Annotated in this window: 22 protein-coding genes; 10 read left to right on the top strand and 12 right to left on the bottom strand. The window is 62.3% G+C overall.

Annotated features, from left to right (window positions below; genetic code table 11):
* Window positions 1-30: 30 nt before the first annotated feature.
* Window positions 31-702 carry a FadR/GntR family transcriptional regulator gene (locus BM216_RS15105; protein ID WP_093000003.1) on the bottom strand — a complete coding sequence of 224 codons (672 nt, stop codon included), beginning with the start codon at window positions 700-702 and terminating at the stop codon, window positions 31-33.
* Window positions 703-867: 165 nt separating this feature from the next.
* Between BM216_RS15105 and BM216_RS15100 the strand changes: the two genes are divergently transcribed.
* The 8 genes from BM216_RS15100 (at window position 868) to BM216_RS15065 (ending at window position 9566) form a co-directional block, all read left to right on the top strand.
* Window positions 868-2418 carry a sugar ABC transporter ATP-binding protein gene (locus BM216_RS15100; protein ID WP_177230800.1) on the top strand — a complete coding sequence of 517 codons (1551 nt, stop codon included), beginning with the start codon at window positions 868-870 and terminating at the stop codon, window positions 2416-2418.
* A gap of 3 nt (window positions 2419-2421) precedes the next feature.
* A complete protein-coding gene (locus BM216_RS15095) occupies window positions 2422-3492 on the top strand; it encodes an ABC transporter permease (RefSeq protein WP_093000002.1) in 1071 nt (356 codons plus the stop codon).
* A gap of 99 nt (window positions 3493-3591) precedes the next feature.
* On the top strand, window positions 3592-4536 hold the full coding sequence (locus BM216_RS15090; protein ID WP_093000001.1) for an ABC transporter substrate-binding protein: 945 nt from the start codon (window positions 3592-3594) through the stop codon (window positions 4534-4536).
* A 71-nt stretch (window positions 4537-4607) separates the two neighbouring features.
* Complete coding sequence (locus tag BM216_RS15085; RefSeq protein ID WP_093000000.1) at window positions 4608-5615, top strand: aldo/keto reductase; 1008 nt, start codon at window positions 4608-4610, stop codon at window positions 5613-5615.
* A 4-nt stretch (window positions 5616-5619) separates the two neighbouring features.
* A complete protein-coding gene (locus BM216_RS15080; RefSeq protein ID WP_093000118.1) occupies window positions 5620-6432 on the top strand; it encodes an amidohydrolase family protein in 813 nt (270 codons plus the stop codon).
* 144 nt (window positions 6433-6576) lie between these two features.
* Window positions 6577-7311, top strand: a complete 735-nt coding sequence (locus tag BM216_RS15075) for an SDR family oxidoreductase (RefSeq protein ID WP_092999999.1) — start codon at window positions 6577-6579, stop codon at window positions 7309-7311.
* Window positions 7312-7357: 46 nt separating this feature from the next.
* Window positions 7358-8203 carry a fumarylacetoacetate hydrolase family protein gene (locus BM216_RS15070; RefSeq protein ID WP_092999998.1) on the top strand — a complete coding sequence of 282 codons (846 nt, stop codon included), beginning with the start codon at window positions 7358-7360 and terminating at the stop codon, window positions 8201-8203.
* 73 nt (window positions 8204-8276) lie between these two features.
* The gene (locus tag BM216_RS15065; RefSeq protein WP_092999997.1) at window positions 8277-9566 is read left to right on the top strand and encodes an L-fuconate dehydratase; all 1290 of its coding nucleotides are present in this window, start codon (window positions 8277-8279) and stop codon (window positions 9564-9566) included.
* Between the two features lie 255 nt (window positions 9567-9821).
* On the opposite strand, the gene BM216_RS15060 is transcribed toward BM216_RS15065, so the two are convergent.
* The 10 genes from BM216_RS15060 to BM216_RS15015 all read right to left on the bottom strand — a co-directional run bounded on the left by BM216_RS15060 (window position 9822) and on the right by BM216_RS15015 (window position 21048).
* Complete coding sequence (locus tag BM216_RS15060) at window positions 9822-11345, bottom strand: UxaA family hydrolase (RefSeq protein WP_092999996.1); 1524 nt, start codon at window positions 11343-11345, stop codon at window positions 9822-9824.
* A gap of 1 nt (window position 11346) precedes the next feature.
* Window positions 11347-12357: a zinc-binding alcohol dehydrogenase family protein gene (locus BM216_RS15055; RefSeq protein WP_092999995.1), complete on the bottom strand. Its 1011-nt coding sequence runs from the start codon at window positions 12355-12357 to the stop codon at window positions 11347-11349.
* A gap of 37 nt (window positions 12358-12394) precedes the next feature.
* Window positions 12395-13801, bottom strand: a complete 1407-nt coding sequence (locus tag BM216_RS15050; RefSeq protein WP_092999994.1) for a mannitol dehydrogenase family protein — start codon at window positions 13799-13801, stop codon at window positions 12395-12397.
* Window positions 13798-14997, bottom strand: coding sequence for a mannonate dehydratase (uxuA, locus tag BM216_RS15045; protein WP_092999993.1), 1200 nt, complete (start codon window positions 14995-14997; stop codon window positions 13798-13800). The genes BM216_RS15050 and uxuA overlap by 4 nt, the downstream gene beginning before the upstream one ends.
* Window positions 14998-15013: 16 nt before the next feature.
* Window positions 15014-16051 (bottom strand): L-idonate 5-dehydrogenase, encoded by a 1038-nt coding sequence (locus BM216_RS15040; RefSeq protein WP_092999992.1) that lies wholly within the window; start codon window positions 16049-16051, stop codon window positions 15014-15016.
* Between the two features lie 61 nt (window positions 16052-16112).
* A complete protein-coding gene (locus tag BM216_RS15035; protein WP_092999991.1) occupies window positions 16113-17519 on the bottom strand; it encodes a TRAP transporter large permease in 1407 nt (468 codons plus the stop codon).
* Between the two features lie 3 nt (window positions 17520-17522).
* Window positions 17523-18098 carry a TRAP transporter small permease gene (locus tag BM216_RS15030; protein ID WP_093000117.1) on the bottom strand — a complete coding sequence of 192 codons (576 nt, stop codon included), beginning with the start codon at window positions 18096-18098 and terminating at the stop codon, window positions 17523-17525.
* A gap of 56 nt (window positions 18099-18154) precedes the next feature.
* A complete protein-coding gene (locus BM216_RS15025) occupies window positions 18155-19129 on the bottom strand; it encodes a sialic acid TRAP transporter substrate-binding protein SiaP (protein WP_092999990.1) in 975 nt (324 codons plus the stop codon).
* A gap of 61 nt (window positions 19130-19190) precedes the next feature.
* Window positions 19191-19904 carry a FadR/GntR family transcriptional regulator gene (locus BM216_RS15020; protein WP_092999989.1) on the bottom strand — a complete coding sequence of 238 codons (714 nt, stop codon included), beginning with the start codon at window positions 19902-19904 and terminating at the stop codon, window positions 19191-19193.
* Window positions 19905-19989: 85 nt separating this feature from the next.
* Window positions 19990-21048, bottom strand: coding sequence for an Ldh family oxidoreductase (locus tag BM216_RS15015; RefSeq protein ID WP_092999988.1), 1059 nt, complete (start codon window positions 21046-21048; stop codon window positions 19990-19992).
* A gap of 118 nt (window positions 21049-21166) precedes the next feature.
* Between BM216_RS15015 and BM216_RS15010 the strand changes: the two genes are divergently transcribed.
* Both BM216_RS15010 and BM216_RS15005 read left to right on the top strand, forming a co-directional pair.
* The gene (locus tag BM216_RS15010) at window positions 21167-22192 is read left to right on the top strand and encodes a GntR family transcriptional regulator (RefSeq protein ID WP_177230799.1); all 1026 of its coding nucleotides are present in this window, start codon (window positions 21167-21169) and stop codon (window positions 22190-22192) included.
* Between the two features lie 27 nt (window positions 22193-22219).
* Window positions 22220-23338: a mandelate racemase/muconate lactonizing enzyme family protein gene (locus tag BM216_RS15005; RefSeq protein WP_092999986.1), complete on the top strand. Its 1119-nt coding sequence runs from the start codon at window positions 22220-22222 to the stop codon at window positions 23336-23338.
* An 88-nt stretch (window positions 23339-23426) separates the two neighbouring features.
* Here the strand turns inward: BM216_RS15005 and BM216_RS15000 are convergent, their stop codons facing one another.
* Window positions 23427-24752 (bottom strand): dicarboxylate/amino acid:cation symporter, encoded by a 1326-nt coding sequence (locus BM216_RS15000; protein ID WP_092999985.1) that lies wholly within the window; start codon window positions 24750-24752, stop codon window positions 23427-23429.
* Window positions 24753-24941 lie beyond the last annotated feature (189 nt).

Raw genomic sequence — 24941 nt, 5'->3', positions numbered from 1 at the left:
CTTATCTCCAAGGCTTCGGTGCGGCCTGCCTCAGGTTTCCAGCCAGCGGCGGCCCGATGCGGCAAGATGCGTATGCATCGCGGCCTGCGCCGCAAGCGGGTCGCGCGCTTCGAGTGCGGCGAGGATGGCGTGATGCTCGGTCAGCGCCGCCGTCCAGCTGTCCGTGGTTTCGAAATGCCCGCGGATGCCGGCTGATAGCGGGCTGTGGCGTTCATCGAACAGGTTGGTGACGATCTCGGCCAGCAGCGTGTTGTCGGCGCTTTCGGCAATGGCGAGGTGGAATGCGCGGTCCTGTTCGATCGGTTTGCGACCTTGCGTGATGTCGTCGGCCATGGCCGCAAGGATCGCCCGCAGTGCTGCAATTGTTTCGTCCGTCATGGTCGCGGCGGCCTGGACGATGATCGCGCTTTCGATCACGGCGCGGGCCTGCATCAGCTCCGAAGGACTTTCCCCCAGCGACCTGCCGTTGCCCGAGGGCCTGGTCGTGTTGAGCACATAGATGCCCGAGCCCATTCTGATCTCGATCGTCCCGTCGATCTCCAGCGCGATCAGCGCCTCCCTCAGCGATGGACGCGACACGCCGAGCTGTTGCGCAAGCTCCCGTTCGGCGGGCAAGCGTGCTCCGGGCTGATAGTCGCCCTTGGCGATGAGCTGCCGGACGCGATCGGCAGTCTGCTGGTAGAGGCGTCTCGTATCGGTCATTGAGGTCAGGCCAATTTGTGCATTTCACAGGCGTTCAAATACTGTTGTCGCAAATTTCACCCCTTGTGCAAGATAAATCGGCAAAATTGGCTTGACCAAAACTCATGACCGGTCTTTGATATGATCAAGGGCCGTGGGAAGCCCTTGCGCGAAGAGGAGATCGCGATGGGAGGAGTGCCGCAACCTGTCGGCATGACGACGCCGGTTGCCGTGCTTTTGAAGCTCGACGGCGTGTCGAAGGAATTTCCGGGCGTCAAGGCGCTGTCGGGTGTCAGTTTCGATCTGCGCGCCGGCGAGGTGCATGCGGTCTGCGGCGAAAACGGCGCCGGCAAGTCGACGCTGATGAAGATCATCAGCGGCGTTTATCAGCCGAATGCCGGCACGATGACCTTCAAGGGCGAGCAGATACAGTTCGCCTCGACACTTGCGTCGGAAGCCGCCGGCATTGCCATCATCCATCAGGAACTTAATCTCGTTCCGCATCTGAGCGTCGCGGAAAACATCTATCTCGCCCGCGAGCCGCGCCGCGGTTTCCTGGTCGACCGCAAGAAGCTGTTCGCGGACGCCCGCCGCTGTCTCGACAGGCTTGGCGTCGATATCGATCCCAATGTCCAGGTGCGCACCCTCTCGGTCGCGCAATGCCAGATGGTGGAAATCGCCAAGGCCTTGTCGCTCGATGCCACGGTGCTGATCATGGACGAGCCGACCTCTTCACTGACCGAGCAGGAGGCGCAGCTGCTGTTCAAGGTGATCCGCGACCTGAAACGCCAGGGCACCGGCATTATCTACATCTCGCACCGGCTGGACGAACTGGTCGAGATTGTCGATCGCGTCACGGTTTTGCGCGATGGGCGCTATATCTCGACCGACGATTTCGGCGCGCTCACTCTCGACGATATCGTCGCCCGCATGGTCGGGCGCTCGCTGGAGGACAAGTTTCCGGACCCGACGCGGGACCCCGGCGAGGCGGTGATCTTCTCGGCGACCGGTCTGACCAGGCGCGGCGTTTTCTCCGATATCGGCTTCGAGATCCGCCGCGGTGAAATCCTCGGCTTTGCCGGGCTGATGGGAGCGGGACGCACGGAAGTGGCGCGCGCGATCTTCGGCGCCGATCCGCTCGATTCAGGCACGATCACGCTAGACGGCGAGCAATTGAAGATCACCGATCCGCGCAGCGCGATCGAAGCGGGCATCGCCTATCTGTCCGAAGACCGGAAGGCGCAGGGGCTGGCGGTGAAGATGCCGGTCGATGCCAATCTGGTCATGGCGCGGATGGAGGCGGTCTCGAGCGGCCTCGGTGTGATCGACCGCAGGCGCCATCGCGATGCGAGCCAGCGGTATGTCGACCTGCTCAATATCCGCACACCGAGCCTCGGTCAGCCCGTGCGGCTTCTCTCCGGTGGCAACCAGCAGAAGATCATCATCGGCAAGTGGCTGTTCCGCGAACCGCGCATCATGTTCTTCGACGAGCCGACGCGCGGCATCGACGTCGGCGCCAAGTTCGCGATCTACCAGATCATGGACGAGCTTGCCGCGCGCGGCGTAGGCGTCGTGCTGATCAGCTCGGAACTGCCTGAAGTGTTGGGCATGTCCGATCGTATCGCTGTCTTTCACGGCGGCCGGATCACCGCGACGCTCAAGACGCGCGACACGTCCCAGGAAGAAATCATGCATTACGCCTCCGGCAGCAGCCGGCGCGGCGAACAGGGATTTTAGAGAATGGCCGACATGACCAGCAAAAAACCGGTGCAGCAGCCGGCTCAGGCTCCTGTAGGCCAATCCCCTGCAGGTCAAAGACGCCGCCTGAGTGAGCGGCAAAAAGACATCATCCAGAAATTCGCGGCGCTCGGCAGTCTCGTTGTGCTGGCGGCGGTGTTTTCGGCGACCAGCAGCGCCTTCTTTACCGTCGGCAATGGCATGACGATCGCATTGCAAGTCACGTCGATCGCGCTGCTCGGCATCGGTGCGACCTATGTCATCATTACCGGCGGCATCGATCTTTCCGTCGGTTCGGTTCTGGCGCTGGCCGGTGTCGTTGCGGCACTTGCTGTCAAGGAGCTGCAACTGCCGATCTGGATCGGCATGCTGCTTGGCATCCTCACCGGGTCGCTCTGTGGGCTGATCAACGGGCTCGTCGTCACCCAGTTGAGGCTACCGCCCTTCATCGCGACTTTGGGCATGATGCTGATCGCTCGTGGCGTGGCTTTGCAGATCACCGGCGCACGCGCCGTGTCCGGTCTTGGCGAGGCCTTCGGCGAACTCGGCAACGGCTCGCTGTTCCGCATCGAATCGATCGACGACCAGGGCTTTCCGGTCGTCAGCTTTCCCGGCATTCCCTACCCGGTCGTGCTGATGATTGTCATCGGCCTCATCGCGGCCTTCGTGCTGAACCGGACCGTGCTCGGACGCTACATTTATGCGATCGGCTCGAATGCCGATGCGGCAAGGCTTTCTGGCGTCAACGTCTCGCGGGTAACCGCATTCACCTATGTCGTCTCCGGCACGCTCGCGGGCCTGACCGGTTGTGTGCTGATGTCGCGTCTCGTGACGGCCCAGCCGAACGAGGGCGTTGCTTACGAACTCGACGCAATCGCCAGCGCCGTTATCGGCGGCACATCGCTGATCGGCGGGGTCGGCACCATTTCCGGCACGATGATCGGTGCCTTCGTCATTGGCATATTGCGCAATGGATTGAACATGAACGGCGTCTCCGCCTTCACCCAGCAGATCATCATCGGCCTTGTCATTCTGGTCACCGTCTGGATCGACCAGCTGCGCAACCGCCGCTGAGGAGACGAAGGACGGCTCGCCGTCCTTTTGATGCAGCCAAGGGAAGGAGAGGAGCCTTCCCCGCAACAGACCCGATCGGGTCATTCGAGGAGGAAAGACATGAAGAGATTTGCAACGGTCCTGATGGCGTCGGCACTTGCCTTCGCAGGGGCATCGGCCGCTTCGGCGGGGGAAATCGCCGTCATCGTCAAGACGGTCAACTCGACCTTCTGGCAGAACGTGCAGAAGGGCGCGGAAGCCGCGATCGGTGGCGCCAAGGGCGAACACACAATGACCTTCCAGGGCCCGGCGGCGGAATCCGCCATCGCCGACGAGGTCAACATGGTCGAAAACGCCGTCAACCGTAAGGTCGCGGCGATCTTGCTCGCGCCGTCCGATCCGGATGCGCTCGTGCCGGCCGTCAAGAAAGCGTGGGAAGCCCGCATTCCGGTGGTCGTCATCGACAGCCAGCTCTCGGAAGGTTCGGACAAATATTACCAGTCCTTCCTGGCGACAGACAACCGCAAGGCCGGCGAACTAGCCGCCAAGGCGCTGATCGAAAAGGTCGGTGAGACCGGCAAGATCGCCGTCATGTCCTATGTCGCTGGTGCCGGTTCGGAAATCGGCCGTGTCGGCGGTTTCACCGACTATATCAAGGCCAATTCCAAGCTGGAGATCGTCGGCCCCTATTACTCGCAGTCGCAGATGGCGACCGCACTCAACCAGACCACGGACGTGCTGGCCGCCAACAGCGACCTCAAGGGCATTTTCGGCGCCAATGAGCCGACCGCGATCGGCATGGGCCGTGCCATCAAGCAGGCCGGCAAAGCTGGTAAGATCACTGCCATCGGCTTCGACGGAAACCAGGACCTGCAGGAATTCGTGAAAGACGGCACGCTGACCGCGACCGTCGTCCAGGGCTCCTACCAGATGGGTGAGAAGGGCATCGAGACGCTGCTTTCCATCCTCGGCAAGCAGAAGGTCGAAAAGACCGTCGACACCGGCGTCGTCGTGGTGACGAAGGACAACATCGACAAGCCGGAAGCCAAGAACGTTCTCTATTAAAATAAAGCCGGCGCGCGGGCTCATCAGGTCCGCGCGCTTCTTTTCGATGACGAGCAGGATTTGAGAATACCATGAAGGTTTCTGACAGGCGCAGGCTGCGCAATCGCGATGTCTCGTTCACGCTCATGGGGCTCGGCTGCGCCCAGATGGGCAATCTCTACCGCCTCACCAGCTACCAGGAATCGCTGAGTGCCTTCGACGCGGCCTGGGATGCCGGCATCCGTTATTTCGATACGGCGCCGTTCTACGGCTATACCCGCTCCGAGCGCCGGCTCGGCACGATGGTGACCGACAAGCCGCGGGAGGACTACGTACTCAGTACCAAGGTCGGCCGCATCATGGTGCCGGATGAAACGGTTGGGCCGGAAGAGGATGCTTACGTCTCACCGCTGCCGTTCCGTCCGAAATACGATTATAGCTACGACGCGATCATGCGTTCCTTCGAGGCGAGCCGCCAGCGGCTCGGCGTGTTCTCGCCGGATATCCTCTATGTCCACGATATCGGCCGCGCCACCCATGGCGATCTGCATCAGCATTATTGGGATCAGTTGACCAAGGGTGGTGGATTCAAGGCGCTCGGCGAACTGCGCGTCTCCGGACAGGTCAAGGCGATCGGGCTCGGCGTCAACGAGTGGCAGGCGATTGCCGACGCGATGGACGAAACCGATATCGATGTCGCGATGCTTGCCGGCCGCTACACGCTGTTGGAACAGGAAAGCCTGCCGTTGCTCGACCGCTGCCATCGCGAAGATGTCGGCATCGTCGTCGCCGGCGCCTTCAATTCCGGTCTGCTGGCCGGCAACCGTAAATTCAACTATGCCGATGCGCCGGCCGATATCCTTGCCCGCGTCGAGGCGATCGAGGCGGCCTGCGAAGCCGAAGGCGTTGCCATGCAGGCGGCCGCACTCGCCTTTCCGGCGCTGCATCCGGCCGTCGTCACCGTGGTATCCGGCGCCCGCAACGGCGAGCAGATGAAGGCCAATGTCGGCTGGTTCGAGCAGGAGATCCCCGCCTCCTTCTGGGCCCGGCTGAAGGACAAGGGCGTGATCGCTGCCGATGCCTCGGTCGATGGCGGCTGATGTCATGATCATCGATGCCCACCAGCATTTCTGGCTGATTAAGGACCGGCAAGGCGGCTGGCCGCCGCCGGAACTGGCGGCGATCCATCGCGATTTCCTTCCCGCCGATCTGGCGCCCGAGATCGAAGCCGCCGGCGTCGAGGGCACGGTTTTGGTGCAGTCGCTACCGAGTGTCGAGGATACCCGCTTCATGCTGGGGCTGGCCGAAAAGAACGAAACCATTCTCGGCGTCGTCGGCTGGGTCGACATGAAGGCGCAGGATGTTTCCGCCGTCATCGCCGATCTGGCGAGGGCGCAGAAGCTGAAGGGCCTGCGGCCGATGCTGCAGGATATCGCCGACCCGGCCTGGATCGACGATCCGTACCTCGACGCGGCAGTCGTGACCATGCTCGGCCATGGTCTCGTCTTCGATGCGCTGGTGCTGGAACCTCATCTTGCGTCGCTCGAGGCTTTCGCCCGCCGTTATCCGGATCTGCCCGTCGTCATCGACCACGGCGCCAAGCCGCGGATCGCCGGAGGGCATTATCGCGAGTGGCGTGAGGGCATACAGCGCCTCGCGGAGGTCGGAAACGTCTGCTGCAAGCTTTCGGGGCTTTTGACCGAGGCAGGCGGTCAAAGACCTGAAGCGCTTCGGCCCTATGTCGAAACGGTCCTGGAGCTGTTCGGGCCGGAGCGGGTGATCTGGGGCAGCGATTGGCCAGTGGTCAATCTAGCCGGCAGTTATTCCGCATGGATCGCGCAATGCCGCGAGATCGTGCCGGAAGCCGATCACGCAGCAATCTTCGGCGGCAATGCTCGCCGCTTCTACCGTTTGTGAGCCCATGAGATTTCCGATGAGCGACGTTCCGTACTGCATTTGCGAACAGAGGTCTTTCACGCGGCGGCTGGATGGGGAATGGTAGGCGACGATGGATGAGGATCCATCTCGACTGAAATGGGGTCGACTGAAAAGGGAGAAGAAATGACAGGTAAGCTAGGAGGCAAGGCGGTCGTGGTGACCGCTGCCGGTCAGGGAATAGGCAAGGCGAGTGCGCTGGCCTTTGCAGCTGCGGGTGCCAAGGTCTGGGCAACGGATGTCAACGAGGAGGCGCTGTCGTCGCTAGCCGGCGTGGCCGAAGTCGAGACTGCGCGGCTCGACGTGCTCGACAGCGTAGCCGTGAGAACTTTCTTCGAGCGGGTGGGCGGGGTCGACGTGCTGTTCAACTGCGCCGGCGTTGTTCATTCGGGCACGGTGCTCGACATGGCCGATAGCGATCTCGATTTTGCCTTCGATCTCAATGTCCGTGCCATGGTGCGCACCATCAAGGCGGTGCTGCCTGGCATGCTGGAGCGCGGCGACGGCACGATCATCAACATGGCCTCGATCGCCTCGAGCTCCAAGGGTGTGCCGAACCGCTGCGCCTACGGCACGACCAAAGCCGCGGTCATCGGCCTGACCAAGGCAATCGCTGCCGATTATGTGACGCGTGGCATCCGCTGCAACGCGATCTGCCCGGGCACTGTGGAAAGCCCGTCGCTGGAACAGCGTATGCGCGCCCAGGGAAACTACGAGGAAGCCCGTGCGGCCTTCATCGCCCGCCAGCCCATGGGCCGGCTCGGCTCGCCGGAAGAAATCGCCGACCTCGCCGTCTATCTCGCCGGCGCTACCTACACCACCGGTCAGGCCGTCGGCATCGATGGCGGTTGGTCGATCTGAGCCGGTTCCGAAGAAGATCAGAATTCGAAATGAAAGGACTATACCGATGAAATTCCTGCGTTATGGCGCGCCCGGCGCTGAAAAGCCCGGCATCCTTGATGCCGACGGCAAAATCCGTGATTTGTCGGCCCATGTCGCCGATCTCTCCGGCGCAGCCCTTGCCCCGGATGCGCTCGCCACGCTCGGCGCTATCGATGTAAACAGCCTGCCGGTGGTCGAAGGCGCGTCGCGTCTCGGTCCCTGCGTCGCCGGCACCGGCAAGTTCATCTGCATCGGCCTCAACTATTCCGACCATGCCGCCGAAACCGGCGCGACCGTGCCGCCGGAGCCGATCATCTTCATGAAGGCATCGTCCGCCATCGTCGGCCCGAACGACGATGTCACCATTCCGCGCGGTTCGGAAAAGACCGACTGGGAGGTCGAACTCGCCGTCGTCATCGGCAAGACCGCCAAATACGTGACGGAAGCCGAGGCGCTCGAATACGTCGCCGGTTATTGCGTCACCAACGACGTGTCCGAACGCGCGTTCCAGACGGAGCGATCCGGCCAGTGGACCAAGGGCAAGTCCTGCGACACGTTCGGTCCGATGGGGCCGTGGCTCGTCACCAAGGACGAGGTGCCGGACCCGCAGAACCTCGGCATGTGGTTGACGGTGAACGGCGAGAAGATGCAGGACGGTTCGTCGAAGACAATGGTCTATGGCATCGCCTTCCTCGTCTCCTACCTTTCGCAGTTCATGTCGCTGCATCCCGGTGATGTCATCTCCACCGGCACGCCGCCTGGCGTCGGCATGGGGCTCAAGCCGCCGCGTTATCTCAAGAATGGCGATGTCGTCGAACTGGGCATCGAAGGTCTCGGCACCCAGAAGCAGACCTTCCGGGCCGATATCTGACGCAATCGATCGGCGCGCCGGTTTGGAGGCGGGCGCGCCGATATCTCGACAAAAGCCGGCAGAGGAGGCCGCCATGACCCGCATCACCAATCTCCGCGTCTTCGACCTGCGCTTCCCCACGTCGGCTAGCCTGGACGGATCGGACGCTATGAACCCGGATCCGGATTATTCGGCTGCCTATGTCATTCTCGAAACCGATCGCGACGGGATCGAGGGGCATGGCCTGACCTTCACGATCGGTCGCGGCAACGACATCGTATGCATGGCGATCGAGGCGATGCGCCATCTCGTCATCGGCAAGGATCTGTCGGAAATGCGCGTCGCGCCCGGCGAATTCTGGCGGCACCTGACCGGCGACAGCCAGCTGCGCTGGATCGGCCCGGACAAGGGCGCCATGCATCTGGCGACGGGTGCGGTCGTCAATGCGCTCTGGGATGCGCTCGCCAAGGAAGCGGGCATGCCGGTGTGGAAATTCGTTGCGACGATGTCGCCCGAAGAAATTGCCGACATCGTCGACTACCGCTACCTCACCGATGCGCTGACCCGCGACGAGGCGGTCGATATTCTCCGGAAGGCTGAAACCGGCAAAGCTGAGCGCATCGCCATTCTCGAACAGGAAGGTTATGCCTGCTACACGACCTCTGCCGGCTGGCTCGGTTATCCGGACGATAAGCTGCGACGTCTGGCACAGGAGGCGGTCGATTCGGGATTTCACCATGTGAAGATGAAGGTCGGCCGGGATCTCGAGGACGATATCCGCCGCCTGACGATCTGCCGCGAAGTTATCGGCCCGGATCGCTATCTGATGATCGATGCCAACCAGGTCTGGGATGTCGACCAGGCGATCGACTGGGTGAAGGCACTGTCCTTCGCCAAGCCATTCTTCATCGAGGAGCCGACCAGCCCGGACGATGTGGCGGGCCACAAGAAGATCCGTGAGGCGATCGCGCCGGTGAAGGTCGCGACCGGCGAAATGTGCCAGAACCGCATCATGTTCAAGCAGTTCATCGCCGAAGGAGCGATCGATATCGTCCAGATCGACGCCTGCCGCATGGGCGGGCTGAACGAGGTTCTCGCGGTGCTGCTGATCGCCGCCAAATACGGCAAGGCGGTCTGGCCGCATGCGGGCGGGGTTGGCCTGTGCGAATACGTCCAGCACCTGTCGATGATCGACTATATTGCCGTGTCGGGCACGAAGGAGGGGCGGGTGATCGAATATGTCGACCATCTGCACGAGCATTTCCTCGACCCCTGCGTGATCAGGAACGCCGCCTACATGCCGCCGTCACGCCCGGGCTTTTCCATCGAGATGAAGCCGCAATCGATCGAGGCCTATCAGTTCGGACGGCCGAAGGCTGCTTAAGAGCGACGGGAAGCGCGCGCCATCAGCGGCTGGTTCTGGGCCCCCAAACGCCCCGGTATGCTGTTTTTCTGATGCATAGGCCCCAACCTCTCTCATCCCTGTGCTTGTCACAGGGATCCAGCTAGCGCGGCGGGGCGAAAGAGTCTTCTCAGCCCAAGGACTTGGGCTGGCTGGATTCCTGTCACAAGGACAGGAATGAGGGTGCGTGGAATTGCTCCTCCAGACAAAAGTGAAGCTCACACTCGTCCGCCACCATCACATCACCGCCCCGATCTGCCACGGCACGAACTCGTTGCGCCCGTATCCGAGTTCCTCGGATTTCGACGGCTTGCCCGAAGCGACCGCAAGGATGGTGTCGAAGATCTCCTTGCCCTTCTCCTCCAACGTCACGCCGTCGATGATGTCGCCGCAGTTGATGTCCATGTCCTCCGGCATCTGGGCATAGAGCTGGTTATTGGTGGCAAGTTTGATCGACGGCACCGGCTTGCAGCCATAGGCGGAGCCGCGTCCGGTGGTGAAGCAGAGGATATTGGCGCCGCCTGCAACCTGCCCGGTGGCCGCGACCGGGTCGTAGCCGGGCGTATCCATATAGACGAAGCCCTTGCGGTCGATCCGCTCGGCATAACGATAGACGCCGCGGAGCGTCGAGTTACCGCCCTTGGCGACGGCACCGAGCGATTTTTCCAGGATCGTCGTCAGCCCGCCCGCCTTGTTGCCGGGCGAAGGGTTGTTGTTCATTTCGCCGCCATTGCGGGTCGTGTATTCCTCCCACCAGTGGATGAGATCGACGATCTTCTGGCCCACCTCGACGCTTTCGGCGCGGCGGGTCAGCAGATGTTCTGCACCGTAGATTTCCGGTGTTTCGGACAGGATGCTCGTTCCGCCCTGACGCACCAGCATGTCGGCGGCGACGCCGAGCGCCGGGTTCGCCGTCAGACCCGAATAGCCGTCCGATCCGCCGCATTGCAGAGCGAGCGTGAGTTCCGAAGCGGGTAGTGGTTCGCGCTTCGAGCGGGCGACGAAGGGCAGCATGTCCTTGATCCGCGCGACGCCGGCTTCAACCGCCTTGCGGGTGCCGCCGATCTCCTGGATGGTCAATGACTGGAAATGCTCGCCCTCGGCGATCTTGTAGGTGTCTTTCATTCGGGGGATCTGAAACACCTCGCAGCCGAGGCCGATCAGCACGACGGCGCCGAAATTCGGGTGGCTGGCATAACCCCATTGGGTGCGCGAGAGAACGTCGAAGGCTTCGCCCTTGCCGGCCATGCCGCAACCCTGGCCATGTGGCAGCGGCACCACGCCGTCGATGTCCGGGTAATTGTCGAGAATGCCGGAGCGGTTGATCTCGTCGGCGACATAGTCGACGACGGTGGCCGAACAGTTCACCGAGGACAGGATACCGATATAGTTCCGCGTGCCGGCGCGGCCGTCAGCGCGGCGAAAGCCTTCGAAAAAGGCGGGCACTTCGCCCTGGCGCAGTGCATCCGGCGGCCCGGCTTCGGCGGCGAAGGCATAATCCCGCTCGAAATCCTCGCCCATGGTGACGTTCTTTTCGTGTACCCATTCGCCGGGCTTTATGTCGGTCGAGGCAAAGCCGATCACTTGGCCGAACTTGCGGATCGGCTCGCCTTTCACGATAACGCGGCTTGCGATCTTGTGGCCGCGCGGAACCCGCGCCGATGTCAGGATGTCGCCTTCGACGGGAGAGCCGGTGGGCAGGTCGGCGATCGTGACGACGACATTGTCCTGCTCGTTCAGTCTCAATGTTTTCGCAGGCATTTTATACCTCCAGAATGGCCTTGATCACGCCGGCTTCCGGCTTCGACCAGGCAGAAAAGAGTTCGACGGCGTCTGTCAGCGGCGCCCGATGGGTGTTGAGCGCCCGGGTCGGCACGCGGCCGGCCTCGATCTGGCGCACGACTTCGGCGAAATCGTCCGGCTGGGCATTGCGGCTGGCAATAAGCGTAGCCTCCCGCTTGTGGAATTCCGGATCGGAGAAGGTGATGTCCTGCCGCACGACCGACAACAGCACGTAACGCGCGCCATGGGCGAGGAAGTTGAAACCGCGCTGCATGGGAATGGCATTGCCGGTCGCGTCGATGACGACGTCGTACCACTCGCCACCGGTCAGCCGCTCGGCGGTCTTCTCGGCATCGTCATCGGCAAAGATCGTCTCGTTAGCGCCAAGCTTGTCGACGGCAAAGGCAAGCCGGTCCTCGCGTGTGTCCATTACCGTCACATGGGCGCCGCGCGTTTTGGCGAAGATGATCGCCGACATGCCGATCGGACCCGATCCGGTGACCAGCACCCGGTCATTCGCGGTGATGTTGCCGCGCTTCACCCCATGCGCGCCGATGGCAAGAAACTCGATCATCGCCGCGTCTTCCAGCGGAATGTTGCCGGTCGGAATGACATTCTCTTCGGGAACGCAGACATATTCTGCCATGCCGCCATCGCGATGGACGCCGAGCACCGCGATATTTCGGCAGGCATTGGTGAGGCCGCGCCGGCAGGCCTGGCAGGTGCCGCAGGAGAGATAGGGGACTATATAGACCGGTTCGCCTGCCTTCAGTCTGCTGCCCGCCTGCGCCTCCGCCACCGTGCCGGAAAGCTCGTGGCCCATCACGCGCGGATATTCGAGAAACGGATGCTTGCCGCCGAAGATGTGAAAATCCGTGCCGCAAATGCCGACATGGCGGATGCGGACCTTGACCTCGCCTTCGCCGCGGACGGGATCGGAGCGATCCTCCAGCGCCAGGCGACCGGGCTCGATGCAGACGAGCGCCTTCATGATGGACTCCTGCAGGACATTTCAGATGGGGTGGGCGTCAAAGCCATTTCAAGACCTCCGCATGGACGCGGTCGCGCCACGGGCGCGCCTGGACGAGCTGCTTCGGAAAAAGCCCGTCGATCGCAACGAAGCTTGCCGTATAGTCCTGCGGATCAGCGGCCCCTGCCGCCCTCAGCAGCTCGTCGCGGCGGGGATCGTTGCAATCTCCGAAGTGGAGCAATGCGGCGATCCAGAGGCCGACGACGCGGGCAAAGCTCGCGCCATCCGATCCAGCCGCCAGCGCATCCATGGCCGGCGAAAAGATCCGTTGTGGCAGCTTCTGGCTGCAGTCCATCGAGATCTGGATATTGCGATGGGCAATCGCGCGATTGCTGAAGCGGGCGATCAGCTGATTTGCGTAGTGATCCAGATCAATGCCTGGAACCGGGTCGAGCGTCGCGGCCGCCGCTGTCATGTGCTCGCGCGTCATCGCCACGAATTCCGGCACCGCCATCACGTCGCGTACGCATTCCAGCCCCTTGAGCAGCCCGAGATGGGCGATCATCGTATGCGATCCGTTGAGCAGCCTGAGCTTCAGCTTCTCATAGGGTTCGACATTCTCGACGAACAGCGCACCGCCTGCCTCCCATGCCGGGCGGCCGGAGACGAAGTCGTCCTCGATCACCCATTGCATGAAGGGCTCGGTATCGAGGGCAAGCGCGTCCTCGACGCCCAGCAGTGTCTTGGCACGGGCACGCGTGTCTTCAGTGGCGGCGGGCACGATGCGGTCAACCATGGAGGAGGGGAAGGTCACCTCCTCACGAATCCAGTTCGCCAACTCGGGATCGCGCCGCTCGGCCATCTCCAACACCAGCTGCCGGACGACCCTACCGTTGGAGGGAAGGTTGTCGCAGCAGAGAATGGTGAAAGGCCGCATGCTCTTATCCCGACGGGAGGCAAGGCCTGCGACGAGATAACCGATGGCGCCGACGGGTGCATCGGGGTTTGCGAGATCATGGGCTACGGCCGGATGGGCCTCGTCGAGCCCCCCGGTCGATGGATGGAGACCATAGGCTTTCTCGGAGACCGTCAGGGTCACGACATGGATATAGGGGCTGGCGAGATAAGCGAGCACGCGCTCCCTGTCAGTCGCCGCACAAAGCCAGTCCACCGTGGCGCCGACCACCTCGCTGGTGTCGCCATCGCTGTCGCGTACGGTGATCGAATATAGCCCATCCTGCGCCGCCAGCGCATCGACCGGCTCCGGCGAACGCAGGTTGACGGCGACGATGCCCCAGGGGCCGAATTCGCTCTGCAAAGCGCGCTGGGTATAGATGCCCTGATGGGCCCGATGAAAGGCGCCGAGGCCGAAATGCAGGATGCCGGGGCGAAGCTCGTTCCGATCGAAGCCGGGCCGGGCGACGGATGGCGGGAGGGTTGCCTGGGGCGAGAGATAGGGTGTCATCGGCCCAATCCATATTGGCTGTGGCCGAGCGCCCGCTCGATGCCGCGCAACTCCGCCAAACCTTTCAGCCGCCCGATGGCAGGATAGCCGGGTTGCGCGCCACGTGTCAGGTCGTCGAGGATTTCCTGACCGTGGTCGGGGCGCATCGGGATCTGGTGATCTTCGCGACCTTCGGCCTTGCGGCGCTTTTCTTCGGTCAAAAGCGCTGCGATCACCGCCACCATGTCGGTGCCGCCTTCAAGGTGCTCGTCCTCGAAGAAGGAGCATGGCAGGCTGTCTTCGTCGCGGGTGACGTTGCGCAGGTGGACGAAGTGAATGCGGTCGGCGAAGCGTCTGGTAATCGCCGGGAGATCGTTGTCGGCGCGGGCGCCGAGCGAGCCCGAGCAGAGTGTTACACCATTGGCGCGGCTGTCCACCTGGCCGAGCATGTGGGCGTAGTCACTTTCCGTCGAAAGAATGCGCGGCAGGCCGAGAAGGGGCCATGGCGGATCGTCGGGATGGGCGCAGATGTTGATGCCGACCTGTTCGGCAACCGAGGTCACCTCTGAGAGGAAATCGACGAGATGTGATTGCAGCCGGTCGCGATTGATCCCCTGGTAGGTCCTGAGCTTTTCGAGAAGCTGCGCCAACGTATAGCCATCGGCCGAACCCGGCAGGCCGGCACCGATATTCCTGCCCAACGCGGCGATGCGTGAATCGTCCATCGTGGAAAAGCGCCGGGCAGCCTCGTCCTGCAGCTTTTCCGGATAGTCGTGCGCCGCGCCCGGCCGCTTCAGGATGTGAATGTCGAAGGCAATGAAGTCGACGAGATCGAAGCGCATCGCCTTGGCGCCGTGCTTCGTCTCCCAGCGAAGATCCGTGCGGGTCCAGTCGAGGACCGGCATGAAATTGTAGCAGACGGTCTTGATGCCGGAGGCTGAGAGGCGACGCAGGCTCTCCTGCCAGTTCGACACGTGTTCGCGCCAACTGCGGGTCTGGGTTTTGATCTCCTCCGAGACAGGCACGCTTTCGACCACGTCCCAGTATAGCCCGCCCGCGCGAATTTCCTGGTGGCGCTTGTCGATCTCATCAACCGGCCAGACCGCGCCCGTCGCGATATGGTGCAGCGCACTGACGATGCCCTCGGCACCCGCCTGTGCTGCATCCCTGACGCTCACCTTGTCCACTGGTCCGAACCATCGCCATGTATGTCGCATCTGTCGTCCTCAAGAATTAGCCGAGCGCGATCTGCACCTTGCAGGCGGCGCTGCGGTCGCCTGCCTGCTGGAAGGCTGCAAGCGCCTCGTCGATCGGGAATGTATGGGAAAGTATGGGTCGGACGTCGATCGCGCGGCTGCCGATCAGTTCGACGGCGTGCGCAAACTCCTCGTGAAAACGCTGCGAACCGCGCCAGACGATTTCCTTGCCGACCAGCATGTTGAGCGGGATTGTCATTTCGCCCGTGACGCCGACCTGGACGATCGTGCCGCGCGGCTTGACGCTCTGAAAGGCCGAGACGAGCGCGGGGCCGGCGGCCGAGCATTCGAACACCGTATCGAAAGTACCCTTGTTATTGTGGTAGGGCGCGAGCGCATCAGGCCTTGAGACATTGACTGTCTCGTCCGCACCCATGGCCGGCGCGCGGGAGAGTGCTGCATCGGCGAGATCCGTGACGGTAACCCTTCCGGCGCCTGCGTGGCGGGCGGCTGCGACGACCAAAAGACCGATCGGGCCGGCACCGGTGACAAGCACGTTTTGGCCCGACAGGTCACCGGCCTGGGTGACCGCATGAAGGCAGACGGCAAGGGGTTCGGCGCAGGCGGCCTCCTCGGCGGAAACCTCGCCTTCGACCGGCACGCACTGGATCGCGGGAACGACGAGATATTCGCGGAACATGCCCTGCTCGTGGGGAAGGCGCATGGCGGAGCCCATGAATTTCATGTCGAGGCAATGGATCGGTTGGCCGATCTCGCAATAATGGCAATGGCCGCAGGGCTGCGACGGGCTGACGGCGACGAGCATTCCCGGTTTCAGCCGCGAGACGCCGGGGCCGACCGCTTCGACGAAGCCGGAGGCCTCATGGCCACTGATGATCGGTTCGCGCACCCTGACCGGGCCGAAGCCACCATCCTGGAAATAGTGGAGGTCGGAGCCGCAGATGCCGCCCCAGGCCATCTTCAGCCGAACCTCGCCTGCGCCCGGGTCGGCGCACTCCTGCGTTTCGACCTTGAGGTCCCGCTTGCCGTAGAGACGAACGATCTTCGTCAACATGATGGAATGCCTTCGATTGGGATCGGGAGCCTGCGCCGTCTGAGCGGCGCAGGCGATTGGTTTACCGGATCAGGCCCATCTCGGTCGGCAGCCACAGGGTGACGGCCGGGATGAAGGTGATGATGATCAGCGCGATGAACAGCGGCACCAGCCAGGGCAGGATGGCGATCGTCGTGCGTTCGACCGACAGTTTGGCGACGCGCGAGAGCACGAATAGCACCATGCCGAGCGGTGGATGCAGCAACCCAATCATCAGGTTCAGTGTCATGATCAGGCCGAAATGGACCGGATCTATGTCGAACTGCAGCACCAGCGGCATCAGGATCGGGACGAGGATGGTGATCGCCGCGATCGTGTCGAGGAAGCAGCCGACGAACAGCATCAGCAGGTTGACGAGGATGAGGAACACCCATTTGCTGTCGGTCAGGCCGGTAATGGCCGTCGAGAGCAGTTGTGCCGTCTGGCTGACGGTGAGGAGCCAGGCGAAAACCGAGGCGGCCGCGACGATGAACAGCACCGAGGCTGTCGTTTCGACCGTATCCATCGTCGCCTTGGCGAGCGACTTGAACGTCATCGTGCGATAGCGCACCAGCCCGAGGAACAGCGACCAGAGAACCGCCGCGACCGCGGCTTCCGTTGGCGTGAACCAGCCCATCGTCATGCCGCCGATCAGGATGACCGGGGTCATCAGCGCCATCACGGCCGAGAAGTCGAAATACCAGTCGGCCGCAATCAGTGCCACGAGCGCAATGCCGACCGCGACGTTCAGCGACAGGCCCAGCAGCGTCAACAGATAGATGCCGAGAGGCACCATCATGACGACGACGACTTCGAGCGATGCGCCGAAGAGGTTGCGGATGTTGAACGGAGTATCCGAACCCCAGCGCTTGATGAAGGCGAAGACCGCAACCGTGATCATCATCAGGAGCGTCATGACGACGCCCGGAATGATACCGGCCATGAACAGCGCACCGATCGAGACGTTGGCCATCATGCCGTAGATGACGAAAGGCAGTGACGGCGGGAAGATAGGGCCGAGGGTCGCTGAGGCGGCGGTGACGCCAACCGCAGCCTCGACCGGATAACCATGGTCCTTCATCGCCTTGATCTCGATCGTGCCGATACCGGCAGCATCGGCAAGTGCGGTGCCGGACATGCCGGAAAATACCACCGAGCCGATGATGTTGACCTGGGCAAGGCCGCCCTTCATCCAGCCGACCAGCGCGACGGCGAAGGAATAGATGCGGCCGGTAACGCCGGCGACGTTCATCAGGTTGCCGGCGAGAATGAAGAACGGCACGGCGAGCAGCGGAAAGCTCTCGACGCCGGCGATGAGGCGCTGCGCGGCAATGATGTCCGGTGCGACGCCATAGAAGACAATATAGGCGAGCGAGGACGTGGCCATCGATATGGCGACCGGCACGCCGAGCAGCATCAGCGCCAGGAAGGATCCGATAAGAAGCAGCATGGCTCAGCCCTCACTCTGGAATGCTTCGGGGCGCTCAAGCACCGAATAACCGCGGCGCATGTTGGCGACGAAGACCTGGATGGACCGGAAGAGCATCAGCACGAATGCCGCGAGGACCGAATAAAAGACGATGTCGCGGGGCAGTGCGACGGTGACCATTTCCTCGCCCGCGACAACTTCCATGTAGCGCCACATCAGCCAGGAGCCGTAGGCGAAGAAGCCGATGCGGATGATGTCGACGATGGTCGCCATGACGCGCGTCAGGCCTGCGGGCAGGTAGTGGTAGAGCACGTCCACCTGTATGTGGCGCGACATCCGCACGCACATGACGGCGCCCAGAAAGACCACCCCGATCAGGCAGTTTACGGCGATTTCCTCGGTCCAGGCATAGCTGTCATTGAGGACATACCGGGTAAAGAATTGCAGGAAGACGCAGCCCGTCATCAGCCAGAACAGGCCGAGCGTGATCCAGTCTTCGAAGGCATAGACCTTGAGATCGACGTCGGCCGGGGCCTCGTCAAAGGTATGCGCTATCTCCTCAGGCGTGACCTGAGTGTGAATTTCCTGTGCTGTCGACATGAGTGTGTCCCATTCAAGAGAAGCCGGCGCGGTCTTCCCGACCGCGCCGAACGGGATCATTGGATGGCGCGGATCGCTTCCCAGTCGGCCTTTTCGTAGCCGAAGTCTTCGAATTTCACCTTTTCGAGGACGTTCTTCTCGAAATCGGCCTTGTCGACTTCGACGACGTTCAGGCCGCGCTTCTTGAACTCCTCGACCAGCGCCTTCTCACGCTCCTCGATGATCTTCGTCGTCTTGGCCGCAGCTTCCTGCATGACGTCGCGGAAGATCTGCTTGTCTTCGTCCGAAAGGCTCGCCCAACGGCTCTTGGAGATGACAGTGTTGAGGTGGTCGACGATATGGCCGGACAGGACGATGTTCTTCTGCACTTCGAAGAACTTCTTGGCCTCGATCGTCGTCAGCGGGTTTTCCTGGGCGTCGACGGTACCGTTCTGCAATGCCAGATAGACCTCGGCGAATGCGATCGGCGTCGTATTGGCTCCACAGGCGCGCGGCATGGCGAGATAGGCCGGGACATCGGGAACGCGCATCTTCACGCCCTTCAGGTCCTCGCATTTGGTGATGGCGGTGTTCGACGTCGTGTGGCGCGTGCCGTAATAGCTGACGGCAGTGATGACGTTGCCTGTCTTGTCTTCATAACCCTTTGCGAGGCGCTTGAAGACGTCGCTCTTGGTATACGCGATTAGGTGGCTCGGGTCGCGGAAGATATAGGGGAAATAGGTGACGCCGATCGGTTTGAAATCGCGGGCAGCGAAGCTCGAGCCCGAGATGATCATGTCGACGGTGCCAAGCTTCAGGCCCTGGTTGATGTCGGCTTCCTTGCCGAGCTGCGATGCCGGGTAGACATCGATCTTGTAACGCCCGTTGGTGCGCTTGGCGATCTCCTGGGCCGCCCAAACCGATTCCGTATGGAACGGCTCGGACGTCTCGTAGACATGCGCCCATTTGAGCGTCTCTTCTGCGTGAGCAGACAGTGCCGACGCCATGACGACGGCCGCTGCACCAAGCAGCATCTTGAATCTTGAACTCATTCTCTCCTCCCGAATTGCGTTCAGATTGCTCCCTTGATCGGCCGCTTCCCGGCGGTCGCGATCACTCCTCTCTCGTCGGCTCCTCCCCGAAGCTTTCCGAGAACCTTTTCTGCGACTGCGTCAGATGCATTCGCATCGCTTCGCGTGACGCTGCCGGGTCTCCCGCCGCCAGCGCATCGCGTATGACCTTGTGTTCCTCAAGCGCGGCCCGCCATGTGTGCGGCCCTTCGAAATAGCTTGCGAGCTTTTCGAAGAAGGGCGACGAGCGCTTGTCGTAGATGAGCCCGGTAAACACGTTCAGAGCTGAATTGCCGATGATGTCGGCGATCGCGGTATGAAATGCTCGGTCGAGCGTCAGCGCCCGCTCAGGCTCTTCCAATGCGCCTTCCATCTCCTCCAAGATCTGGTCTATCCGCTCGATGCCGGCCGCGTTGACACGCCTTGCCGCTTCTTCGGCAATGGCGCTTTCGATCAGGCAGCGCGCCTGCAAAATTTCGAACGGGCCTTCGCTGTCGTCCGCGGCAAGGATGTGGCTTTCTTCCGTCGCCCGTCGGTTGACATAGACGCCCGATCCCATTCGGATCTGGACCAGTCCTTCTACCTCGAGCACGATCAGCGCTTCCCGCACCGTCGGTCGAGACACGCCGAGGCGTTCGGCAAGATCGCGCTCGGCCGGCAGCCGTTCGCCAACCGGGATCTCTCCCGACTGGATCAGGCTACGCAGCTGTTCCGCAGCCTGGCGATAGAGCCTGCGTGGTTCGAGCGCGACGAACATGAAATCCTCCTGGCGCCATTCTCCTCCAACGCCGTGTGGTCAGATTGTCTGACCAATTTGCATCCGTCAAGCGGCTATAGGAATTTTATAGAAGCGCCCGCACCCGATAGGCGTTTGCCAGCTTGCCGAAGGCCTCTTGCGTGGCCGGGTCGAGCTCGACGCCGTGAGTCTCGCGATGGCGCGCGACCTTCCATTCACGATCGCCTGGCGCCATGACGGAAGCGCCGGCACGCGCAGGGGAGGTCCGCAGTGTTTCCACATAACGCGTCATCCCGGCCTCGAAGGTTTCGCGGTCGCCAAAAGCCTCCGGCATGATCGCCATCACGAAGGCGCCCAGCTTTCGGGGTGTTGCCATATCGTCGCTGTTCATCGGCGGGATATCGAAGCTGAGCCTCATGCCCGTCAGTACTGCGCTGAAGATTTCGGCGATGCCGGCAAGTGCGGCTCCTTTGAAGCCGAAGGCAGCGCCGACGGGCGCCAACATCTCGGTTATCTGTGCGTCTGTCGTGTCGAGCCCGTTTGCATCCGAGGCCACGCCATCTGGCAACGTCGTGCCCGTGCTGCGGTAGAGCAGAACGCGGTTGAAGGGTACGGCACTTGTCGCCATGTCGAGCAGCCACGGGTCGTTTCCGGCAACCGGTACGGCCATCGAGATCGGGTTGGTGCCGTGGAAGCGGGAGGCTCCGTCATGCAGGCGTACGAAACTGTCGGAATTGCAGAAGGACAGACCGATCAGCCCCTGCCTTGCAGCCTCGATCGAATAGGCGCCGGCGGCGCCGAAATGCGAGCCGTTGCGGATGCCGACGGCACCGATACCGAACTGGCGCGCAAGCGTGATCGCCCTGTCCATCGCCGCATAGCCGCCAACGGCGCCCTGGGCATGATCGGCATCCAGCGTCTCGACCGCGCCGAAGCCCGAGGCTTTTCGCAGATTGGGGGTCTTATTGAGCCTGCCGCCTTCCAGCGCTTTCACATAGTGGTCGAGCAGACGCATGCCGTGGCTGTCCACGCCGCAGCGCGTCGCATGCATCATCGCGCGCGTCGTCGCATCGGCGGTCGCATCATCGGCGCCGCATCCTTTAAGAATCTCGCGGCAAAAGCGGTCGAGATCGACAAGCGATACCGTCGACTGATTGGCGTCCATGCTCCTCCCTCACGATAACGTCTTTTGTGTACACTAGACATTATTTTCGGCAGATGCAAATGATTGGTGCGAACCGGGACCGTCTTCAGGACCTTGGGTGACGATGGGAGGAAGCGGCATGACGGATGATGGGGACGGCACGATCGCCGGACGTTCGCCGCGGCTCTATCAGCGGGCGCTCGAAGTCATCGCCTCCGAGATCCGCGGCGGCCGATGGCAGGATGCGGCGAGGCTGAACGAGACGACGGTCGCGGCGCGCTTCGGCATCAGCCGAGCGCCTGCGCGTCAGGCGCTCGTGGAACTCGAGCTCTCCGGTCTTGTCCGCAAATCGGAGGGCAGGGGGTATCAGGTCGTGGCTGATCGCGAGGCAAACGCGGCAGCCAATCATGTCGATGCGCCGGAAAGCTCTGCCGACGGAGACGATATGCGTCTGCATTTCCTGGCGAGCTGGGAACTGATCTACCATCAGGTGGAGATGGACATCGTCTCGCGCACCTCGATCGCCAGCTGGCGGGTCAACGAGGCGGCGCTGGCTAAATCCTTCGGTGTCAGCCGCACTGTTGCCCGGGAAGTGGTTGCGAGGCTTCAGCAGCGCGGCATCGTCAGCAAGGACGATGGCGGCCGCTGGCATGCGCCGGCCCTTACCGCCACCCATGTCAACCAGCTTTACGAATTGCGCTGGACGCTGGAGCCGCTTGCCCTGGAGCAGGCTGTTCCGAGGTTGCCGGCTGGCCTGCTGCCGCAACTACTGGCGGATCTCCAGGTCGCCATCGCGGCCGGCGAGGGTGCTGATGTCGAGATGCTCGATAAGGTCGAGCAGCAGCTTCATGGACAATTACTGGGCCATTGCGCCAACCTGCCGCTGATGCAGGCGATTAGTCTGCCGCAGGCCATTCTCGTCGCCCATCACCGCCTCTATCAGCCCAAGGCGCCGTCAATTGCCGACGAGCCCTTCCTGCTCGAACATCTCGTCGTGTTCGAATGTCTGATGGCCGGCAGGATCGGTGAGGCACAGGAGGCGCTGAGCCGCCATCTGAGAATATCGCAGGAGCGGGCGATGCTGCGCATCGCCAGGACCGCGCGCAGCCTCGCGCTGCCGGATGTCCCTTATCTGGAGCGCCTGCGCGACGTCGAATTCAGTTGAAGGCAACGATCATTGGGAGGAGCCAATATGAAGATCAAATCGCTGGAACCGTTCATTCTCCATCTGCCGCTGACATCGGCGTCGATTTCCGACTCGACCCACAGCATCACCCATTGGGGCGTGGTCGGGGTCGCGATCACCACGACGGATGGGCTGGTGGGTTACGGCTTCACCGGCACCCATGCGCATCTGGCTTCCGACCGGCTGATCACCGCCTGCATCCGCGATTGCTACGCGCCGCTTCTCGTCGGCGAGGATGCCAATGACCACCAGCGTCTCTGGACCAAGCTTGCTCGCTACCCCTCGCTGCAATGGGTCGGCCGGGCCGGGATTACCCAGCTGGCGCTTGCCGCCGTCGACGTGGCGATATGGGACCTGAAAAGCAAGAAGGCCGGCCTGCCGCTCTGGGCGTATCTCGGCGGTGCCCGGACAGAGCGGCTGGAGGCTTACAATACAGATATCGGCTGGCTCTCATTTTCACTGGACGATCTTCTCTCGGGTTCCGCCCGCGCGGTGGAAGAGGATGGGTTTACCCGCATCAAGCTCAAGGTCGGACATGATGACCCGAATGTCGACGTGCGCCGGCTGGAAGCGGTGCGCAAGCGGCTGGGTGCGGATGTCAGAATCGCCATCGACGGCAACGGCAAATGGGATCTGCCGACCTGCCAGCGCTTCTGCGAGCAGGCCCGCGGTCTCGACATCTACTGGTTCGAGGAACCGCTTTGGTATGACGATGTCGAAAGCCACCGGCTACTGGCGCGCTCGTCCACCATTCCCGTGGCGCTCGGCGAACAGCTCTACACGGTCGATGCGTTCCGGTCATTCATCAGCGCCGGTGCTGTTGCCTATGTCCAGCCGGACGTGACCCGTCTTGGCGGCATTACGGAATTCATCCAGGTTGCCGATCTGGCGCTGGCGCATCGCCTGCCTGTCGTGCCCCATGCCGGTGAGATGAGTCAGGTCCACGTGCATCTGAGCTACTGGCACCCTGCGTCGACGATCCTGGAATATATCCCCTGGATCAAGGATCACTTCGAAGAGCCGGCGGATGTCGTCAGGGGTATCTACAGGCGGCCCCAGCAGCCGGGGGCGGGAACGACAGTGCTCGCCGAAAGCTTCGCAAGATTCGGCAAGAGCCTGGCGTAGCCGGGCAGCCTATCCCTGAAAGCAGATCTGCCGCCCGTAGGCGGCAGATCGAGGCGGAGCATATGGCTCCGCATTTGCCTTGGGAGGCTTACTCTGCGGGCTGAAGTCGGCCCGTTGCGGCATCGCTGGATCCGCCGGCAAGCGCTGCGTCCAGCATGTCCTTGTCGAGTTCGCCTTCCCAGCGGGCGACGACGATCGTTGCGACGGCGTTGCCGACGAGGTTGGTCAGCGCGCGGCATTCCGACATGAAGCGGTCGATGCCGAGGATCAGCGCCATGCCGGCGACCGGCACGGACGGAACGACCGAGAGCGTCGCGGCGAGCGTGATGAAGCCGGCGCCGGTGATGCCCGCGGCACCCTTGGACGAGAGCATCGCGACGAGCAGCAGCAGGATCTGGTCGGTAAGCGACAGATCGATGCCGGTTGCCTGGGCAATGAACAGTGCCGCCAGCGTCATGTAGATGTTGGTGCCGTCGAGGTTGAAGGAGTAGCCGGTCGGGATGACCAAGCCGACGACCGAGCGCTTGCAGCCGGCGCGTTCCATCTTCTGCATCAGGTTCGGCAGGGCCGCTTCCGAGGAAGACGTGCCGAGAACGAGCAGCAGCTCCTCCTTGATGTAGCGCAGCAATGCGAAAATCGAGAAGCCGTTATACTTCGCCACCGCACCGAGAACCACGACGACGAAGAGCACCGCTGTGATGTAGAAGGTGAGGATGAGGAAGGCGAGGTTGGCGACCGAGCCGATTCCGTATTTGCCGATGGTAAAGGCCATGGCGCCGAAGGCGCCGATCGGGGCGGCCTTCATCAGGATTGCGACGAGGCGGAAGACCGGAGCCGTGAGGGCGGTGAGGAAATCCGTGACCGGCTTGCCCTTTTCGCCGACCATGCCGAGCGCGATGCCGAACAGGACCGAGAAGAACAGGACCTGCAGGATGTCGCCCTGGGCAAACGCGCCCACGATGGTTTCCGGAATGATGTTCATCAGGAAGCCGGTAATCGTCGTCTCATGCGCCTTGGTGGCGTATGTTGCGACGGCCTTGCCGTCGAGCGTTGCCGGGTCGATGTTCATGCCGGCGCCAGGCTGCAGCAGATTGCCGACGATCAGGCCGACGATCAGTGCCAGAGTCGAGAACGCCAGGAAGTAGATCATTGCCTTGCCGGCAACGCGACCGACCTTCTTCAGGTCCGACATACCGGCAATGCCGGTGGCGACCGTAAGGAAGATCACCGGCGCGATGATCATCTTGACGAGCCGGATGAAGGCGTCGCCGAGCGGCTTCAGGCTGGCGCCGAAATCAGGCCAGTAATGGCCGATCAGCATGCCGGCGACGATGGCGGCAATAACCTGAACATACAGGTGGCGGTAGAATGGCAGGGGTGCACGCGGCTGCGTGGATGTGGGTACTTCAATCATTATGTCCTCCATCGCGCCTCAACCAACTATTGGCTCTTCCCGGGCGCATTGATGTCAGAACGAGGACAGCAAGCAGCGTGCCAGTTTTGAACGTGCGGCATAAAGTCTTGATTTCAATCGTTTAAATAACCGGTGGTCATTTATGGAGCACGATATGAGCGGATTTTCGCACGAAGATATTTGCGCGAT

The sequence above is a fragment of the Rhizobium sp. NFR07 genome, from assembly GCF_900111905.1.
Classification (GTDB): domain Bacteria; phylum Pseudomonadota; class Alphaproteobacteria; order Rhizobiales; family Rhizobiaceae; genus Neorhizobium.
This window is presented reverse-complemented; position numbering and strand designations above follow the sequence as displayed.

Excerpts from the sequence above, each read along its gene's own strand:
- BM216_RS15090 (WP_093000001.1), top strand. The coding sequence starts at position 3,592 with ATGAAGAGATTTGCAACGGTCCTGATGGCGTCGGCACTTGCCTTCGCA.
- BM216_RS15060 (WP_092999996.1), bottom strand. The coding sequence starts at position 11,345 with ATGCCTGCGAAAACATTGAGACTGAACGAGCAGGACAATGTCGTCGTC.
- BM216_RS15020 (WP_092999989.1), bottom strand. The coding sequence starts at position 19,904 with ATGTTCGTCGCGCTCGAACCACGCAGGCTCTATCGCCAGGCTGCGGAA.
- BM216_RS15065 (WP_092999997.1), top strand. The coding sequence starts at position 8,277 with ATGACCCGCATCACCAATCTCCGCGTCTTCGACCTGCGCTTCCCCACG.
- BM216_RS15005 (WP_092999986.1), top strand. The coding sequence starts at position 22,220 with ATGAAGATCAAATCGCTGGAACCGTTCATTCTCCATCTGCCGCTGACA.
- BM216_RS15085 (WP_093000000.1), top strand. The coding sequence starts at position 4,608 with ATGAAGGTTTCTGACAGGCGCAGGCTGCGCAATCGCGATGTCTCGTTC.
- BM216_RS15035 (WP_092999991.1), bottom strand. The coding sequence starts at position 17,519 with ATGCTGCTTCTTATCGGATCCTTCCTGGCGCTGATGCTGCTCGGCGTG.
- uxuA (WP_092999993.1), bottom strand. The coding sequence starts at position 14,997 with ATGCGACATACATGGCGATGGTTCGGACCAGTGGACAAGGTGAGCGTC.
- BM216_RS15075 (WP_092999999.1), top strand. The coding sequence starts at position 6,577 with ATGACAGGTAAGCTAGGAGGCAAGGCGGTCGTGGTGACCGCTGCCGGT.
- BM216_RS15015 (WP_092999988.1), bottom strand. The coding sequence starts at position 21,048 with ATGGACGCCAATCAGTCGACGGTATCGCTTGTCGATCTCGACCGCTTT.
- BM216_RS15100 (WP_177230800.1), top strand. The coding sequence starts at position 868 with ATGGGAGGAGTGCCGCAACCTGTCGGCATGACGACGCCGGTTGCCGTG.
- BM216_RS15095 (WP_093000002.1), top strand. The coding sequence starts at position 2,422 with ATGGCCGACATGACCAGCAAAAAACCGGTGCAGCAGCCGGCTCAGGCT.
- BM216_RS15040 (WP_092999992.1), bottom strand. The coding sequence starts at position 16,051 with ATGTTGACGAAGATCGTTCGTCTCTACGGCAAGCGGGACCTCAAGGTC.
- BM216_RS15050 (WP_092999994.1), bottom strand. The coding sequence starts at position 13,801 with ATGACACCCTATCTCTCGCCCCAGGCAACCCTCCCGCCATCCGTCGCC.
- BM216_RS15000 (WP_092999985.1), bottom strand. The coding sequence starts at position 24,752 with ATGATTGAAGTACCCACATCCACGCAGCCGCGTGCACCCCTGCCATTC.
- BM216_RS15070 (WP_092999998.1), top strand. The coding sequence starts at position 7,358 with ATGAAATTCCTGCGTTATGGCGCGCCCGGCGCTGAAAAGCCCGGCATC.
- BM216_RS15010 (WP_177230799.1), top strand. The coding sequence starts at position 21,167 with ATGACGGATGATGGGGACGGCACGATCGCCGGACGTTCGCCGCGGCTC.
- BM216_RS15080 (WP_093000118.1), top strand. The coding sequence starts at position 5,620 with ATGATCATCGATGCCCACCAGCATTTCTGGCTGATTAAGGACCGGCAA.
- BM216_RS15030 (WP_093000117.1), bottom strand. The coding sequence starts at position 18,098 with ATGTCGACAGCACAGGAAATTCACACTCAGGTCACGCCTGAGGAGATA.
- BM216_RS15055 (WP_092999995.1), bottom strand. The coding sequence starts at position 12,357 with ATGAAGGCGCTCGTCTGCATCGAGCCCGGTCGCCTGGCGCTGGAGGAT.
- BM216_RS15105 (WP_093000003.1), bottom strand. The coding sequence starts at position 702 with ATGACCGATACGAGACGCCTCTACCAGCAGACTGCCGATCGCGTCCGG.
- BM216_RS15025 (WP_092999990.1), bottom strand. The coding sequence starts at position 19,129 with ATGAGTTCAAGATTCAAGATGCTGCTTGGTGCAGCGGCCGTCGTCATG.